Here is a 14981-nt window from a genome sequence, read left to right as displayed (position 1 = left end):
ATGGTGGCTGTGAGCTTTTTCCTGGTGTTTGTCGCGATTGTCCTCATTGGTGCCGCATTGTATTTTGGGGCCGCCATCATCCGTGGCGGCTCCGTCGGAGCGGGCCTGGATGACCCGGTGCCCAACTTGCCTCCGGTGCTGCTCCCGGAGAAGGCCGCAGCCACAGACATCGACGCCGTGCGCTTTGCGCTGGGGCTGCGTGGTTACCGCATGGACCAGGTGGACCAGGTCCTTGATGAGTTACGGGACCAACTGGTGGCCAAGGACCGTGAGATCGAGAGACTCAGCGCGTTGGTCCAATCAAAGCTTGAGAATGGCGGCGCCCAGCGGACCACGCCGTGAGTACAACTCCACGTATCCGTTTTGGCGGGGAGGGACCTACTGCCCGCCTGTCGCGCGGTATCTCCGCCGCGGGAGCCCGGATGGCACAGTGGCCGTGGTGGCTGCAGGTTTCGTTGGTTTTTGTCGTGGCCCCGGGTGGTCAGTGCCTGCATCTTTATGGCGGCTGCCGTTCATCAGGGAGTGAATCCTTGGTTCCCGCCCGCCCCCGACTACTGGAACTTCATCACTATCTGGGATGCGCGCTGGTATTCCCAGGCAGCGGACAACGGCTACCCCTCCGTGCTCCCGGTGGATGCAAACGGGGTAGTCAAGGAGAACGCCTGGGCCTTTTATGCCCTGTTCCCGTTTCTTGGACGGGGACTCTCCGCCATTACGGGACTCGGGACTCTGCAGGCCCTCACTGCCATAGCCATGGTTGCGGGCCTCGGTGCTGCCTTGGTGATCTTCAAACTATTCAGGGAAGCAGCCAGCCGGCGCACTGCGATGTGGGGCGTCATCTTCGTGTCCGCATTCCCGGTCTCCCCAATTCTCCAGGTACCCTACGCAGAATCCCTGAACCTCCTGCTGCTGTCCGGCTCATTGCTTCTGGTGGTCCGGCGACGCTACGTGACAGCCATACCTGTAGTGCTGTTGATGTGTTTGTCCAGGCCCACGGGAGTCCCCTTCGCTGCCATGCTGGGCCTCCTCCTGGTCTGGCGGCTCTGGCAGCACTTCAGGCCATCAGAAAATGATGACCAGCCCCGGGCAATGGCTTCGTCCGCGCCGGAACTCCTGTCCCTGGGCGCCCTGGTGCTGGCAACCGGACTCGGAGCCCTGGCCTGGCCGGCTATAGCCTGGGCAGTCACGGGGGACCCCAGCGCCTATACGCGGACGGAAACTGCCTGGCGAGGACACGATCTGGTGCCCTTCAAGCCGTGGTTCGATACCGGACGGATGCTGTTCGGTCCGGTTCTTGGCGTGTTGGCGCCCTTCGTTTTCGTCGGCTTGTTCGTGCTGCTGATGATTTCAAAGCCTGTTCGCGCACTGGGAACGGAAATGCGACTTTGGTGCGCCTGCTACATGGGTTATTTGCTGGTATTCCTGCATCCCCAGACCAGTACTTTCCGGATGTTGCTTCCTCTTTTCCCGCTTGCCCTCGGTGCGGCGCTGCTGTCCGGGTCCAAGGCATACAGGGGAACCGTCGTCGTCATGTTTGTCCTCCTCCAGATCGTCTGGGTGGTTTGGCTTTGGGCCTGGGCGCCATTGCCTGGAGGCGGAGACTATCCGCCATAACCGGACCGCCCGCCGTCGGGAAGTGTGTTTGTTCCGTGTGGGGGTAATTAGTCCATTGATTCGCTACGGAGCAGTAAGTACGGGATAATGGAATACGAGCAAGGACAAAAGCACCTAAAAGTGCCCGGCCAAGGCGGCCTCCCAAGCGGTGCCGCCGGCTGCAATTGCGAAGCGGATCCAGCCCGGCCGGGTTGGGCGTGACTTGGGACAAATGGAGGGGATTTTCCTAATGGCGGCTATGAAACCACGTACTGGCGACGGCCCTATGGAAGTAACCAAAGAGGGACGCAGCCTGATCATGCGTGTGCCGCTCGAAGGCGGAGGACGGCTTGTAGTCGAGCTCAATGCCGCGGAGGCGGAGAACCTCAAGGAATGCCTCGTAGGCGTTACCGAATAGATTCATAGGCAGGCTGGATTCAAAAGACCAGGGCCCGGCGGGAGCCGGAGCCCTGCTTTTGTTTAAGCAGCAGCGTGTTTCTTGGGGGCCGTTCTTTAAGAATGTCCGCTAAATGGCAATTGCCTATTTTTTGACGGCCACCAGAAGTCCGTCGCCGGTGGGAAGCATCGCAGAGGCCAGGCGGTCGTCGTCGCGAATGGATTTGCCAACTTGCCGAAGAACCACAGTGGTGGCGTCGCGGGCTGCCGGATTTGAGACGCGGTCCTTATCCAAGGCGTCGTTGATCACCAAGGTGCCACCGGTCTTGAGCAACCGGACAGCCTGTTCAACGTAGCGGGGAAAGTTCGGCTTGTCGGCGTCGATGAAAACAAGGTCATAGGCGGAGTCCGTGAGGCGTGGGAGGACGTCGGCGGCCCTTCCTGAGATGGTCCGGGTACGGTTGGCGGGGCTGCCCGACTCCAGGAAGGCTTCGCGGGCGGCCTTGAGGTGTTCGACATCGACGTCGATGGTGGTCAGGACGGCTTGTGGACCCAGGCCCCGCAACAGGCAAACACCTGAGACCCCCGCGCCCGAGCCAACCTCAACTACTGTCTGTGCCTTTGAAGCCGCGGCAAGGACTGTCAACACCGCGCCAACGCCGGGGCTGATGGGCTTGACTCCCAGCTCGAAGGACCTCTCCCGGGCGCGCAACAACACGTCATCTTCAGCAGGCAGATCTTCTGCATAGGACCAGCTGGTTGACTTGTCGGCACTCATGAAGGGTTCGCTTTCCGCGCGTAGGGGTGTCTGTACCAGCCTACTGTGTCCGGTGATCCAAACCCCCTGTTCGCACCCGTCCCGGGATTGTGTCTGCGGCAGGATTTCGCCTTGCGTGGAAAATGTGCCTTAGTCAGGAAATTCCCAGACAAACTTGGGATGATATTGATCCGGTCATCCACGTGGTGGGCGGCACCGGAGGAGTCCGGTGAACCACAGTTTGAGGGGAGTGGACGATGCCGGCATCGCATGCTGCGCCAGTCCAGATATCGGAGAGCCTTGAGGCCGTTACGGACTGGGTCGCGCCCAGCTGGGAGGACGTGGTCGCCAACCACTCCGCCAAGGTGTACCGCCTTGCCTACCGCCTGACCGGAAATAAGTTCGACGCCGAGGACCTCACCCAGGAGGTGTTTGTCAGGGTTTTCCGTTCGCTGGAAAACTTCAAGCCGGGCACCCTGGACGGGTGGCTGCACCGGATCACCACCAACCTTTTCCTGGACCAGGCACGTCGTAAGAGCCGGATCCGCTTTGACGCCCTCGCCGAGGACGCCGAATCACGCCTGCCGGGCCGTGAGCCAGGCCCCGAGCAGAGCTTCGAACACAACAACTTGGACCTTGATGTCCAGCGTGCGTTGGAAGAACTGCCACCGGATTTCAGGGCTGCCGTTGTTCTATGCGATCTTGAAGGATTGTCCTATGACGAGGTGGCGGAGGCGCTGGGCGTGAAGCTGGGCACCGTCAGGTCCCGTATCCACCGTGGCCGCACCATGCTGCGGGAGAAGCTCGCCCACCGTGACCCCCGTCCGGCTGAAGCCCGCAAGCCCCGCCTGAAGATGCCCCGCATCGCCAGCATTCTTTAGGTAGTCGATGCCTCGACGCCACATCCGTCCGGGTGCCCTGTCACGTCGCAAACTGGCTGCACGTTACAAACTGGCTGCCCTGCGCCACACCCGGAACCCGGAGCACCTTCGGCATTGCCCGGAGTGCCGTGCTGCCCTGAACAGGGAGCGGCAGTATCTTGAACGGCTCCGCGGAGCAGCGGTGCCCGAAGCCAGCCAGGACCTGACCGCGCGTTTGCTCCAGCACACACAACGACTCGCGGATGAGCAGGCCGCGCCGGTCGCAAATCCACGGACCAGGCGTGGTGCATGGCGGGCCCTTCGAATCGCCGGCGTGGCCGCGGGCACTCTCACGGCAAGTGCAGGTGCGCTGGGCCTTGCCGCATATGCGGTGGCAGGAGATACCGCGCCGCAAGCAGCCATCGGTGCAGGCAACGGCGCTTCATCCCTTTCCAGTGCATTTACCGGCGGCCCCGCGGAACTGATGATGACGTCGGAATCCGTGGCGACGCCGGACTTCCGCCCCACCGGGCCCGTGAATTTGAGTTCCGAACAGTTGGATGCCCTGCGGGACCAGGGATGGGCCTGTCCTGAACTTGGCGGTATGGGCTTCCACGTCGTAGCCGCCAAGGCCACCATGCATAACGGTCACCCGGCAGTGGAACTCCGGCTTGAAAGCAACGGCCATTACGCCACTGTCGTGGAAGAGCACCTGCAGGGTTCGGACATCGCCGTCACTGGACGACCGGCATCGGCGCAACTCTCCCTCACGCAGGGGACGCCGTGGGAGGCTGTATACCGGACCTCCGCAGCAGTCCTCAGCTACTCATCGGACCTCCCGGCTGATGTAGCCGACGACGCCGTTCCCGAGTTGGTTCGTGCAGGGGACTCCATGGTCAGCAACAAAGCTCCGCAAGCCTCCGAGACGTGGTCCGAACGGATGATCCGCGGCCTCCGGACACTGCTCCGTCCCGCTGGTTTATGACCGGCACCACAGACAAGGTAATCTTCGTAGCGTGCTTGGAATCAACGGCCCGGAGTTCATACTCCTTCTGATTATCGGCGTACTCGTCATCGGTCCCAGCCGTTTGCCCGAATACACTCAAAAGCTCGCAAACCTGGTGAAGGAAGTCCGCCGGATGGCCTCCGGGGCACGCGAGCAGATCAAGGAAGAAGTCGGCATCGACATCGATGAGGTCGACTGGAAGAAGTACGATCCCCGCCAATACGATCCGCGACGCATCATCAAGGATGCGTTGCTTGACGATGATTCCAAGCCCGTCAACGCAGGCGCGCCGGCTGCTGCGGCGACAGTTGCAGCCGCAGCAGTGGACACGAAGCCCAAGGCTCCGGCCCGCATCATTGAGCGGCTCGCCGAAGGCGAGGCCGCGCCTTTCGATACCGAAGCTACGTAAACTTCGGAGTCTCTTTCGAAACGCGGTGGCTCAGCGCGGCTGGATTCCCAGCGGCATGCCGGACAATCCGCGCGGACGCGTTGCCAACATCCCTGCAATGCCTTCCAACGCCTTCGCAGCAGCAGTTTCGCCCGCGGCAAGGACTACAGGCTTTCCGGCGTCACCGCCCTCACGCAAGCGGATGTCCAAGGGAATCTGGCCGAGCAGGGGCACGTCGCTGCCCACAGCAGCACTCAGACGCTCAGCGAGGACGGCACCGCCGCCACTTCCGAACAATTCCATGCGACCGCCGTCTGGCATTTCCAGGAAGGACATGTTCTCGATGACGCCGGCAACCTTCTGGCCGGTTTGGGTTGCGATGGTTCCGGCCCGTTCGGCGACGTCCGCAGCGGCGGCCCTGCGGGGTGGTTACCACGAGGATTTCGGCGTTCGGGAGGAGCTGGGCCACGGATATCGCGATATCGCCTGTTCCGGGAGGCAGGTCCAGGAACAGGGCGTCGAGGTCACCGAAGTAGACGTCCGTGAGGAACTGCTCCAAAGCGCGGTGCAGCATGGGACCACGCCACGCCACGGGCTGGTTTCCCGCAACGAACATGCCAATGGATATGACCTTCACCCCGTAGGCCACAGGAGGCAGGATCATGTCATCCACCTGCGTCGGTTTCTGCGTGATGCCCATGAGCCCCGGGACGGAGAAGCCGTGCACGTCAGCGTCCACGATACCCACCCGCAAGCCCTGTGCGGCCAGGGCACAGGCGAGGTTGACGGTGACGGAAGACTTACCTACGCCGCCTTTTCCGCTGGCCACTGCGTAGACCTTCGTCAAGGAGCCAGGCTTGGCAAATGGGATGCCCCGCTGGCCACCCGGACCGCGCAGTTGTTCCTTCAGGGCCTCGCGCTGGGCGGGGGTCATGACCTTCAGCTCCACGTCAACACCGGTGACGCCTGCGATGCCTGACAACGCAGTGGTCGCATCCGCCGTAATGGTGTCGCGGAGCGGGCAACCGGCGATCGTGAGCAGTACTGCTACATGGACGTTGCCGTCGTCGGTGGCTGACACCGACTCCACCATGCCAAGTTCGGTGATTGGACGCCGCAACTCGGGGTCGATGACGGTTGCCAGGGCAGCGTGAAGTGCCTCGGCCGATGGGGTGGTCATGGGTTACGCTCGGCTTTCAGGATTTTCGGTAGGGGCCGGCTTCGCGCTGGAGTGCTGGGGCCCTGGACGTTGCGGGCGTACTTTGGGGATCTGTTGCGTGCGTGGTCCACGCGACTTGTCCCGTTTCTCCTTGAGCTTCTCTTTGACCTTGTCGGCCGAAGACTCGTTGCCCTCTGCTGCCGCTTCGCTCTCCCGCAGTTCCTCCTGGGCATCGATGATGTCTTCCAGCAGGCTGCGGAGTTCGGCGCGGACGTAGTCGCGGGTGGCTACTTCACGGAGTGCGATTCGCAGGGAAGCCAGTTCACGGGTCAAGTATTCAGTGTCTGACAGGTTCCGCTCGGCCCGCTGGCGGTCCTGCTGCAGCGACACCCGGTCCCGGTCGTCCTGACGGTTCTGGGCCAGCAGCAGGAGCGGTGCCGCGTATGAAGCCTGCAGCGACAACATGAGCGTCAAGAGCGTGAAGCCGAGTTCCACGCGGTCGAACTGCCACTCCGTGGGCGCAAACGTATTCCATGCCAGCCAGAAGAGACAGAAGACCGTCATGTACACGAGGAACTGCGGCGTACCCATGAAGCGCGCAAAACCCTCCGTGGCATTGCCGAATGCGTCAGGGTTGGGGGAGAACTTGGGCAGTATGCGTTGACGCCCGCTCAGCGGCGTGTCCAGGCTGCCGGGACTGTTCGTACGTCCAGTGGACCTGGGGGATCGGGGGGCGTTGTTATCAGCCAATGCGGCCTCCGAGTTTCCTTATAGGGGCGTCGTCCTCGTGAGCGCGCCAGTCATCGGGCAACAGGTGATCCAACACGTCATCAACAGTCACCGCCCCCACAAGGCGGCCGTCGTCGTCGACGACGGGCAGGGAGTTCAGGTTGTACGTGGCCAGGGTCCGGGCTACTTCGCTGATGTGCGCCTGGTCCGACAACGGCTCAAGGTTCTTGTCAACAAGGTTTCCCAGCGGCTCCGGCGGAGGGAAGCGCAGGAGTTGTTGTATATGTACAACGCCCAGGAAGCGCCCGGTGGGCGTTTCCAGCGGAGGCCGTGTGATGAAGATGGAGGACGCCAAGGCGGGGGAGAGTTCCTCGCGGCGGACGTGGGCCAGGGCTTCGGCGACCGTGGCTTCAGGAGGCAGGATGACGGGCACGGGCGTCATGAGGCCACCTGCAGTGTCTTCGTCGTACTCCAGGAGACGCCGGACATCTTCGGCTTCCTGAGGCTCCATGAGCTGCAACAGTTCTTCCGCCTGGGCGGAGGGGAGTTCGGCGAGGAGGTCGGCGGCGTCGTCGGGGTCCATTTCTTCCAGGACATCGGCGGGCCCGTTCCACGTCCAGGGCGGACAGGATCTCCACCTGGTCGTCCTCGGGAAGCTCCTGGAGGACGTCTGCCAATCGTTCGTCCTGAAGTTCGCTTGCCACTTCAAAGCGGCGCTTGTCGCTCATCTCCTGCAGGGCTTCGGCGAAGTCGGCAGGCTTGAGGTCCTCGTGCGTGGCAACGAACTGTGTGGCGGCCTGGGGTTCGTTATGCCCGCCGGTCTGCGCGTCCGCCCAGTCAATGATCAGGGTTTCGTTGCGGCGGAGCCTGCTCAGGGGGGACAAGGAATGCCCGCGACGGACGAAGAGTTTGCTGACGAACCAGTCCTTGGACCGGTGCTGGTCCATCGCGATGTCCTCGATCGTTGCATCGCTGCCATCGGCAAGGGTGACGCGGCGATCAAACATTTCCGCGACCACGAGCGTTTCCGCGCCCCGTTGTTCGAAACGACGCAGGTTCACCAAGCCCGTGCAAATGATCTGGGTCTGGTCGATGGAGGTGATCCGGGTCATCGGTACGAAGACGCGCTTCTTGCCGGGCACTTCCACCACGATGCCTACGACATGCGGGGCGCCGCGGGTCCCTCGGGAGAGCACGACGACGTCGCGCAACCGGCCTAAACGATCGCCCAGGGGGTCGAAAACGTCCAAGCCGAGCAGACGCGCGACAAAGACGCGTGAGGGATGTGTGCTCATGTTTACAGGCTACCGAGTCTGCTCTCTTTTAGCTGAATTCCAGCCGCTTCACATCTACATGCGACACAATGGGGCTATGTCAAACATTTTTGGTGCTCCTAAAGCCGTTGAGGAGTCCCGCAGCGTACCCCAGGGCGACACTGTTGGCTCGTACACCTCATATTTGGATGCCCAAAAGGCGGTGGACTACCTCGCAGACCAGCAGTTCCCCGTGCACCTGGTATCGATCGTGGGCAACGACCTCAAGATGGTGGAGCGGGTCACCGGGCGGCTGAGCTACCCACGCGTTGCCTTGTCCGGTGCTTTGAGCGGCATGTGGTTCGGCCTCTTCGTCGGCGTCATGCTTTCCTTCTTCACGCCCGCTGGCGGCACCTTCTCCATCATCACGTCCGTGCTTATGGGTGCGGCTTTCTTCATGCTGTTCGGCATCGCCACGTACGCCACCCAGCGCGGCAAGCGCGACTTCACGTCCACAAGCCAGGTGGTCGCCACCAATTACGATGTCATTGTTGCCATCGAGGCAGCCCACGAAGCCCGCAGGTTGCTCCACCAACTGCCGATGAATTCCGCACAGGCTGCCACCGGGCAAGCACAAACTTACGGTCAGCCAAACGCGCCCTTCCAGCAGCCCGGCCAGGCCCCTGATCGTCCTGCCACCTGGAACGATCCCTATGGCCAGCGCGGACCGGAGCCCACCGAATCCGCTGCCTCCGGCGCGCAGGCTCCTGCTGCACAGCCAGTACAGAACCCGACGCCGTCACCCGTGCGCTATCCGGACCTGCCCGATGGCCGCCCCCAGTACGGTGTCCGGGTCACGGAGGGCCAGAATGCCCCCCGGCCCGAGGAACACCGGCAAGAGGAACAGCGGCCCGGGAACGGAGATTCCCACAAGCAATAGCTGTATAAGAAGCACAAAGGGAAGGCCACCGGATGTATGCATCCGGTGGCCTTCCTTTTGTTCTGATGTCCGCTGTGCTGTTGTCTGCCGGACCGGGTCCCCTTGCTGGAGGCTAGCCCGCAGCTTCCTGGTAGATGCCGGCCATCCAGGACTCGACGTCGTCGGCTTTGCGTGGCAATGCCGCGCTCAGGTTCACGGGGCCATCCGCGGTCATGAGGATGTCGTCCTCGATGCGGACACCGATGCCACGGTATTCGGCGGGAATGGCGAGGTCTTCGTTCTTGAAGTACAGGCCGGGCTCGATCGTGAAGACCATGCCCTCAGTGAGGATTCCATCCAGGTAAAGCTCACGCTTGGCCTGGGCACAGTCGTGGACGTCCAGGCCGAGGTGATGGCTGGTTCCGTGGGGCATCCAGCGGCGGTGCTGCTGGCCTTCGGGGCTGATGGCTTCCTCGACAGAGACAGGCAGCAGACCCCATTCAGCAAGGCGCTCGGCAAGCACCGTGGTGGCTGCAGTGTGGATGTCCCGGAATTTCACGCCGGGCTGTGCGGCGGCAAACCCCGCATCGGCGGCGTCCAGGACAGCTTCGTAGACCTTACGCTGCACCTCGGTGAACGCGCCGTTTGCCGGCAGGGTCCGCGTGACATCCGCTGTGTACAGCGAATCAGCCTCCACTCCTGCGTCAAGCAGCAGGAGTTCACCAGCGTTGACGGGGCCCGAGTTGCGGGTCCAGTGCAGCACCGTGGCGTTGTTGCCTGAAGCCGCAATGGTGTCGTAGCCGAGTTCGTTGCCTTCTTCGCGGGCACGGGCGAAGAAAGCGCCTTCAACCACGCGTTCGCCGCGCTTGTGCGTCAAAGCACGTGGGAGGGCGCGCACGACGTCGGCGAAGCCTTCCACGGTGGCGGCAACGGCGATCTTCATCTGCTCGATCTCCCACTCGTCCTTGATCAGGCGGAGTTCGGAGAGTGCTTCACTGAGCTTTTCGTCCAAAGCATCGAGTTCGCCCAGATCAAGGTTCTCAGGATCCTTGGCCGTGTTGTAACGGGCAGTGTCCACCAAAGCATCGATGTTCTCATCTACCTTGCGGACCAGACGGATGGAGATGCCGCCGATTTCCGGCGCGCCCACGTTCTTGGTGATGGCCAGTTCAAGTTCGGAAATGTGCGCCGTGGGCAGACCCAGGCGGGCTTTGAATTCTGCCAGTGTGGGCCGTGCGCCAATCCAGAATTCACCGGCCCGGGAGTCGGCGTAGAACTGTTCGGTATCGCGGCCAGCCAGGGGACGGAAGTACAGGGTGGCAGTGTGGTGGCCGCCGTCGTCGCCCTTTCCTTCACCGGCCGGTTCCAGGATCAAAACGGCATCCGGCTCGTGGTCCAGGCCCAACCCCGTGAGGTGGGCGAATCCGGAGTGCGGGCGGAAGCGGTAGTCGCAGTCGTTTGAGCGGACCTTGAGCGGACCGGCCGGGATAACGAGCCGTTCACCCTTGAACAGTTCGGAAATTGCGCGACGGCGGCGGGCAGCGTGGTCTGCGACGGCGTCACGAGCGGGGTTCACCTGCGGTGAGGGCGCCCAGTTGCTGGCCATGAATGCCTTGAAGGCATCGGATGTGGGCCGCTGCGAACGGTTGTTGACGCGTTCTTGCAGGGGCTGGGAATCTGTGGATTCCGCGTACGGGGTGTTTTCGGCATCATTCACCGTTACATCGTCCCACCAGTTTCGTGAGGAGGCCAACGGCGCAACACCCCAAGCCGGTCCGCATCCCATAGGCTGGGAAAGTGAGGATAGACCTGCATACGCACTCGAATGTTTCCGACGGAACCGAGACCCCGGCCGGGGTGATCATTTCGGCCGCAGCTGCAGGCCTGGACGTCATTGCGTTGACGGACCACGATTCCACTGATGGCTGGGAGCTTGCTGCTGCCGCCGCCAAGGAACATGGAGTCACTTTTGTTCCGGGAATGGAGATCTCGTGCCGGACGGAGCAGGGAATCAGCGTCCACCTGTTGAGCTACCTGCATGATCCTTCCCACCCCGGGCTTCTTGAAGAGATCACCAAGTCAAAGGACGCCCGGCTTACTCGCGCTGAGCGCATGGTCACCCTGCTGTCCGAGGATTATCCCTTGACGTGGGACGACGTCATCCACCATGTGGCTCCTGGTGCCACAGTAGGGCGCCCGCATATCGCGGATGCCTTGGTCGCTGCCGGCGTGGTCGCGGACCGCTCCGAGGCCTTCACGTCCATCCTCACCTCGCATTCGCGATACTTCGTGCAGCACTACGCACCCGACCCCGCTACCGCCGTCGAACTTGTCCGTGCCGCTGGCGGCGTGCCGGTCTTCGCGCACCCGGTCGCTTCAGCGAGGGGACGGATCGTGGGGGAGCGGACGTACCGGGAGATGATAGACGCCGGACTGCTGGGCCTGGAAATCGATCACCGCGACAACCCTGAAGAAGGACGTGCCTTTCTTCGCACCATGGCGTCCGAGCATGGGCTGCTCATCACGGGATCATCCGACTATCACGGAGCCGGCAAACCGAATCTGCTGGGAGAGAACCTGACATCCCCGGACGTCCTGGCAAGGATCGAGGAACTGGCAACCGGCAGCACGGTTGTGCGGCCATAAACGAGGACCACCGCTGCCCAGTACCACGGGTTCGGAAAATAGGTTGACGTGCTGCGGGGGAAGAGTAGTCTGGCGCTCGTGGGGGAGGCGGGCTGGGCCGCACCACTGAAGGTCTCATCGCAACCAATGACTCACCCCGTCGATGGAGCAATCATGTTCAAGAAATCCTTGGCTGCAACAGCCCTTGCAGCAGCTTTAATGTTCATCCCTGCCACAGCAAATGCCCTGGACTGCAATAACGTGAGCCGCCCGGCCTACACAGGCACCGAGTGGGTATTTGTGCCGGATATCAGCAGCAACGTCCACTTCAGCGGAAACTGGGGCTATGTGGAAGCCTGGGGCGCCTGGGTGTTCCTTCCTCCAGGCACGGTGCCTGATGTGCCCGGCGGTGAAGGGAATTATCAGAACGGCCAAGGCTTCGCACTGCTGGTCAACGCATTGTGTGATTCCTATGGGGCAGCCCTGGACAATAGGCAGGGCGAGCACGGAATCCAATTGATGCACGGGTGCGGCTGACCAGAAGACGCCTCTAGTTGCAGTGGAACGACGCCTTGGCGCCCAGCCGCTTCCGCATGACCTCAATGGCTTGCTCGTTCTGGTCCACGCAGACAAAGTTGCGCCCGAGCTTGGCGGCAACAGCGCCCAGGGTTCCTGATCCGGCAAAGAAGTCCAGGCACCAGTCGCCCTCGCGGCTCGAAGCAGAGACGATCCTGCGCACCAGGCCTTCGGGTTTCTGGGTGGGGTAACCGGTCTTTTCCCTGCCGGTGGGCGAAACAATGGTGTGCCACCAGACGTCCGTGGGGAGCTTTCCCCGCTCGCGTTTGGCAGGTGTGACCAGGCCGGGGGCCATGTAGGGTTCGCGGTCCACTTCGGCGTTGTCGAAGTGATACTTCGCAGGGTTTTTTACGTACACCAGGATGTTGTCGTGCTTGGTGGGCCAGCGGTTTTTGGCCCGGGCGCCGTAGTCGTAGGCCCAGATGATTTCGTTGAGGAAACATTCCCGGCCGAAGATGGCGTCCAACATCACCTTGGCGTAGTGCACTTCGCGGTAGTCCAGGTGCAGGTATAGCGTGCCGTCGTCGGCAAGGAGCCGCCAGGCCTCTACGAGCTTGGGTTCCAGGAAGGACCAGTAGTCGCTGAAGGCGTCATCGTAGCTGTGAAGGGCACCCTTGATGGTGTCGTAGGAGCGGCCCTTGAACCCGACGCGGTCGCCGTCGCCGTCCGCGTTGCGGACCATGCGCGTTTCCTGGCGGCGTTGGACCCGGCCCGTGTTGAAGGGCGGGTCCACGTAAATGAGTGTGAAGGCGCCGTCCGGCAGCGTCGGGAGGAATTCCGCGTTGTCCGCGTGCACCACCAGATTGCCGCCGTCCGGCGCCCAAACAGTTTCAGTCATTGAGGACTTTAGGCCTCGGAGGTACCGGACTGGGCGCCAGCGGTCCCGCCGGAAACCACTTCGCCGTTACGGCGGCGCGTGCGCGTACGGCGCGTGCGGGCCGGCTTCTCGGCATTTTCGCCGGTAGCGGTACGGGTTTCGGAGGAACCGGCAGCAGGGGCGGCATCGGCTTCGGATGTACGACGGCGGCGCGTACGGTTGCGTCCACCCTCGCCCTTGGATTCCGAGTTGGCTTCGGTGGACTTGGCTGCGTTTCCACGGCCACGGCCGCCGTCCCTGCCGCGGCCGCCATCGCGTCCGCCTTCACGGGATGAACCGCCGGAACGGGAGTTCTTCTTGCCTGTTTCGCCCAGGTCCTCAAGGACCTCGGCATCGACGCCGGCAAGGGTGCGCTTGTTGCGCGGGAGGCGGCCCTTGGTGCCCTCGGGAATGTCGAGGTCACTGTAGAGGTGGGGGGAAGAAGAGTAGGTTTCAACCGGCTCCGGAACGCTGAGCCCCAGTGCTTTGTTGATCAGGCCCCAGCGGGGCATGTCGTCCCAGTCGACAAAGGTTACAGCCGTTCCCTTGTTGCCGGCGCGGCCGGTACGGCCCACGCGGTGCAGGTAGATCTTTTCGTCTTCCACGCACTGGTAGTTGATGACGTGCGTAACGTCATCAACGTCGATGCCCCGGGCGGCAACGTCGGTGGCAACCAGGACGTCTACCTTGTTGTTGCGGAACGCGCGGAGAGCCTGCTCGCGCGCGCCCTGGCCGAGGTCGCCGTGGATCGCAGCAGCGGCAAATCCGCGGTCCACCAGTTCCTCCGCGACCTTGGCCGCGGTGCGCTTGGTTTTGGTGAAGATAATGGTGCGTCCACGTCCGCGGGCCTGGAGGATGCGGGCCACTACCTCGGTCTTGTCCATGCTGTGGGCACGGTAGATGAGCTGGCGGATGTCGCGCTTGGTGAGGCCTTCGTCGTTCGGGTCGGCCGCGCGGATGTGGGTGGGCTGCGTCATGTAGCGGCGGGCCATCGCGATGACCGGGCCGGGCATGGTGGCGGAGAAGAGCAGGGTCTGGCGAACGGCCGGCGTGCCGGCGATCAGTGTTTCCACGTCAGGCAGGAAGCCGAGGTCCAGCATTTCGTCGGCCTCGTCCAGAATCACCATTTTGACGTTCTTCAGGCTGAGGTGCTTCTGCTTGTAGAGGTCGATCAAACGGCCCGGGGTGCCAACCACTACCTCGACGCCCTTCTGAAGGGCGTCAATCTGCGGCTCATACGCACGGCCACCGTAGATCGTGGCGATGCGGGCGTTGCGCTTGCGGGATGCCGTCTGGAGATCGTTGGCTACCTGGACCGCAAGCTCACGGGTAGGAACGATGACCAGGGCCTGCGGGGCACCGGGGACGGCCAGCTTGGCGTAGCCGGGGTCATCGCGGCCTTCCACGCGCTGCAGTGCCGGAATACCGAAACCGAGGGTCTTGCCTGTACCGGTCTTGGCCTGGCCGATGATGTCGTGGCCGCTAAGGGCTACGGGCAGCGTCATGGCCTGGATGGGGAAGGGATGGGTGATACCGGCATCGGCGAGGGATTCGACGATGTCGGCGCGGACGTTGTAGTCAGCGAACGATTTCTCTTCGATCTCGTGGGGCGTCTCATCAGAGATGATCGTTTCCTCGGGCTCGATGGATTCGGTGCCGGTGGCGTCCGTCAGGACTTCATGGGTGTGCAATTCACTCACAGGGAGTTTCCTTATTCATTTGGGCATTGGCGCTGCATGCTCAACGGGTGGCGGAGCCGTACCGGAGCACGAACCGGCGCGCAAGCTAATCCAGTGGAAGCCGATCGCGGGCTATCTAAGTACTGGCACTGGTGACCAGCGGGCACATCTCAAGATCGCGTAGG

At 62.6% G+C, this 14981-nt stretch carries 13 protein-coding genes and 3 pseudogenes; 9 read left to right on the top strand and 7 right to left on the bottom strand.

Going from position 1 to position 14981, the window contains the following annotated elements; all coding sequences use genetic code 11:
• The 3 genes and pseudogenes from LDP01_RS07135 (at nucleotide 1) to LDP01_RS07125 (ending at nucleotide 2011) form a co-directional block, all read left to right on the top strand.
• Complete coding sequence (locus LDP01_RS07135; protein WP_224088198.1) at nucleotides 1-342, top strand: DivIVA domain-containing protein; 342 nt, start codon at nucleotides 1-3, stop codon at nucleotides 340-342.
• A gap of 80 nt (nucleotides 343-422) precedes the next feature.
• Nucleotides 423-1614 (top strand): annotated as a pseudogene (locus LDP01_RS07130) (putative hexosyltransferase).
• A gap of 229 nt (nucleotides 1615-1843) precedes the next feature.
• On the top strand, nucleotides 1844-2011 hold the full coding sequence (locus LDP01_RS07125; protein ID WP_064721643.1) for a DUF3117 domain-containing protein: 168 nt from the start codon (nucleotides 1844-1846) through the stop codon (nucleotides 2009-2011).
• A gap of 123 nt (nucleotides 2012-2134) precedes the next feature.
• On the opposite strand, the gene LDP01_RS07120 is transcribed toward LDP01_RS07125, so the two are convergent.
• Nucleotides 2135-2767 (bottom strand): O-methyltransferase, encoded by a 633-nt coding sequence (locus LDP01_RS07120; RefSeq protein ID WP_224088197.1) that lies wholly within the window; start codon nucleotides 2765-2767, stop codon nucleotides 2135-2137.
• A gap of 236 nt (nucleotides 2768-3003) precedes the next feature.
• Here LDP01_RS07120 and sigE point away from each other — a divergent pair, with 236 nt between their 5' ends.
• From sigE to LDP01_RS07105, 3 genes are read left to right on the top strand one after another with little or no spacing between them, the layout of a single operon-like run.
• On the top strand, nucleotides 3004-3627 hold the full coding sequence (sigE, locus tag LDP01_RS07115; RefSeq protein ID WP_224088196.1) for an RNA polymerase sigma factor SigE: 624 nt from the start codon (nucleotides 3004-3006) through the stop codon (nucleotides 3625-3627).
• 7 nt (nucleotides 3628-3634) lie between these two features.
• A complete protein-coding gene (locus tag LDP01_RS07110) occupies nucleotides 3635-4591 on the top strand; it encodes a hypothetical protein (protein ID WP_224088195.1) in 957 nt (318 codons plus the stop codon).
• Nucleotides 4592-4622: 31 nt separating this feature from the next.
• Complete coding sequence (locus LDP01_RS07105) at nucleotides 4623-5021, top strand: twin-arginine translocase TatA/TatE family subunit (protein ID WP_224088194.1); 399 nt, start codon at nucleotides 4623-4625, stop codon at nucleotides 5019-5021.
• A gap of 30 nt (nucleotides 5022-5051) precedes the next feature.
• Here LDP01_RS07105 and LDP01_RS07100 read toward each other — a convergent pair.
• The 3 genes and pseudogenes from LDP01_RS07100 to LDP01_RS07090 form a co-directional block, all read right to left on the bottom strand.
• Nucleotides 5052-6180, bottom strand: a pseudogene (locus tag LDP01_RS07100) (P-loop NTPase).
• Nucleotides 6181-6183: 3 nt separating this feature from the next.
• The gene (locus LDP01_RS07095) at nucleotides 6184-6909 is read right to left on the bottom strand and encodes a DUF1003 domain-containing protein (protein WP_224088193.1); all 726 of its coding nucleotides are present in this window, start codon (nucleotides 6907-6909) and stop codon (nucleotides 6184-6186) included.
• Nucleotides 6902-8183: pseudogene (locus LDP01_RS07090) on the bottom strand (magnesium transporter MgtE N-terminal domain-containing protein). The gene LDP01_RS07095 and the pseudogene LDP01_RS07090 overlap by 8 nt, the downstream one beginning before the upstream one ends.
• A gap of 76 nt (nucleotides 8184-8259) precedes the next feature.
• Between LDP01_RS07090 and LDP01_RS07085 the strand changes: the two are divergent.
• Complete coding sequence (locus tag LDP01_RS07085) at nucleotides 8260-9081, top strand: YflT domain-containing protein (protein WP_224088192.1); 822 nt, start codon at nucleotides 8260-8262, stop codon at nucleotides 9079-9081.
• 112 nt (nucleotides 9082-9193) lie between these two features.
• Here the strand turns inward: LDP01_RS07085 and LDP01_RS07080 are convergent, their stop codons facing one another.
• Nucleotides 9194-10777: an aminopeptidase P family protein gene (locus LDP01_RS07080; RefSeq protein WP_224088191.1), complete on the bottom strand. Its 1584-nt coding sequence runs from the start codon at nucleotides 10775-10777 to the stop codon at nucleotides 9194-9196.
• Nucleotides 10778-10857: 80 nt separating this feature from the next.
• On the opposite strand from LDP01_RS07080, the gene LDP01_RS07075 reads away from it, so the two are divergent.
• Both LDP01_RS07075 and LDP01_RS07070 read left to right on the top strand, forming a co-directional pair.
• Nucleotides 10858-11706, top strand: a complete 849-nt coding sequence (locus tag LDP01_RS07075) for a PHP domain-containing protein (RefSeq protein WP_224088190.1) — start codon at nucleotides 10858-10860, stop codon at nucleotides 11704-11706.
• A gap of 153 nt (nucleotides 11707-11859) precedes the next feature.
• Nucleotides 11860-12222 carry a hypothetical protein gene (locus tag LDP01_RS07070; protein ID WP_224088188.1) on the top strand — a complete coding sequence of 121 codons (363 nt, stop codon included), beginning with the start codon at nucleotides 11860-11862 and terminating at the stop codon, nucleotides 12220-12222.
• A gap of 13 nt (nucleotides 12223-12235) precedes the next feature.
• Here the strand turns inward: LDP01_RS07070 and LDP01_RS07065 are convergent, their stop codons facing one another.
• Both LDP01_RS07065 and LDP01_RS07060 read right to left on the bottom strand, forming a co-directional pair.
• On the bottom strand, nucleotides 12236-13099 hold the full coding sequence (locus LDP01_RS07065) for a DNA-methyltransferase (RefSeq protein ID WP_224088186.1): 864 nt from the start codon (nucleotides 13097-13099) through the stop codon (nucleotides 12236-12238).
• An 8-nt stretch (nucleotides 13100-13107) separates the two neighbouring features.
• Nucleotides 13108-14817, bottom strand: a complete 1710-nt coding sequence (locus LDP01_RS07060) for a DEAD/DEAH box helicase (protein ID WP_224088184.1) — start codon at nucleotides 14815-14817, stop codon at nucleotides 13108-13110.
• Nucleotides 14818-14981: the final 164 nt, after the last annotated feature.

The organism is Arthrobacter sp. StoSoilB13, assembly GCF_019977255.1.
Taxonomy (GTDB): Bacteria; Actinomycetota; Actinomycetes; order Actinomycetales; family Micrococcaceae; genus Arthrobacter.
The sequence above is the reverse complement of the archived record's forward strand: the minus strand, read 5'-3'. Positions and strand labels throughout refer to the sequence as shown.

Coding starts and splice junctions, on each gene's coding strand:
- LDP01_RS07135 (WP_224088198.1), top strand. CDS start 1: ATGGTGGCTGTGAGCTTTTTCCTGGTGTTTGTCGCGATTGTCCTCATT.
- LDP01_RS07125 (WP_064721643.1), top strand. CDS start 1,844: ATGGCGGCTATGAAACCACGTACTGGCGACGGCCCTATGGAAGTAACC.
- LDP01_RS07120 (WP_224088197.1), bottom strand. CDS start 2,767: ATGAGTGCCGACAAGTCAACCAGCTGGTCCTATGCAGAAGATCTGCCT.
- sigE (WP_224088196.1), top strand. CDS start 3,004: ATGCCGGCATCGCATGCTGCGCCAGTCCAGATATCGGAGAGCCTTGAG.
- LDP01_RS07110 (WP_224088195.1), top strand. CDS start 3,635: ATGCCTCGACGCCACATCCGTCCGGGTGCCCTGTCACGTCGCAAACTG.
- LDP01_RS07085 (WP_224088192.1), top strand. CDS start 8,260: ATGTCAAACATTTTTGGTGCTCCTAAAGCCGTTGAGGAGTCCCGCAGC.
- LDP01_RS07070 (WP_224088188.1), top strand. CDS start 11,860: ATGTTCAAGAAATCCTTGGCTGCAACAGCCCTTGCAGCAGCTTTAATG.
- LDP01_RS07065 (WP_224088186.1), bottom strand. CDS start 13,099: ATGACTGAAACTGTTTGGGCGCCGGACGGCGGCAATCTGGTGGTGCAC.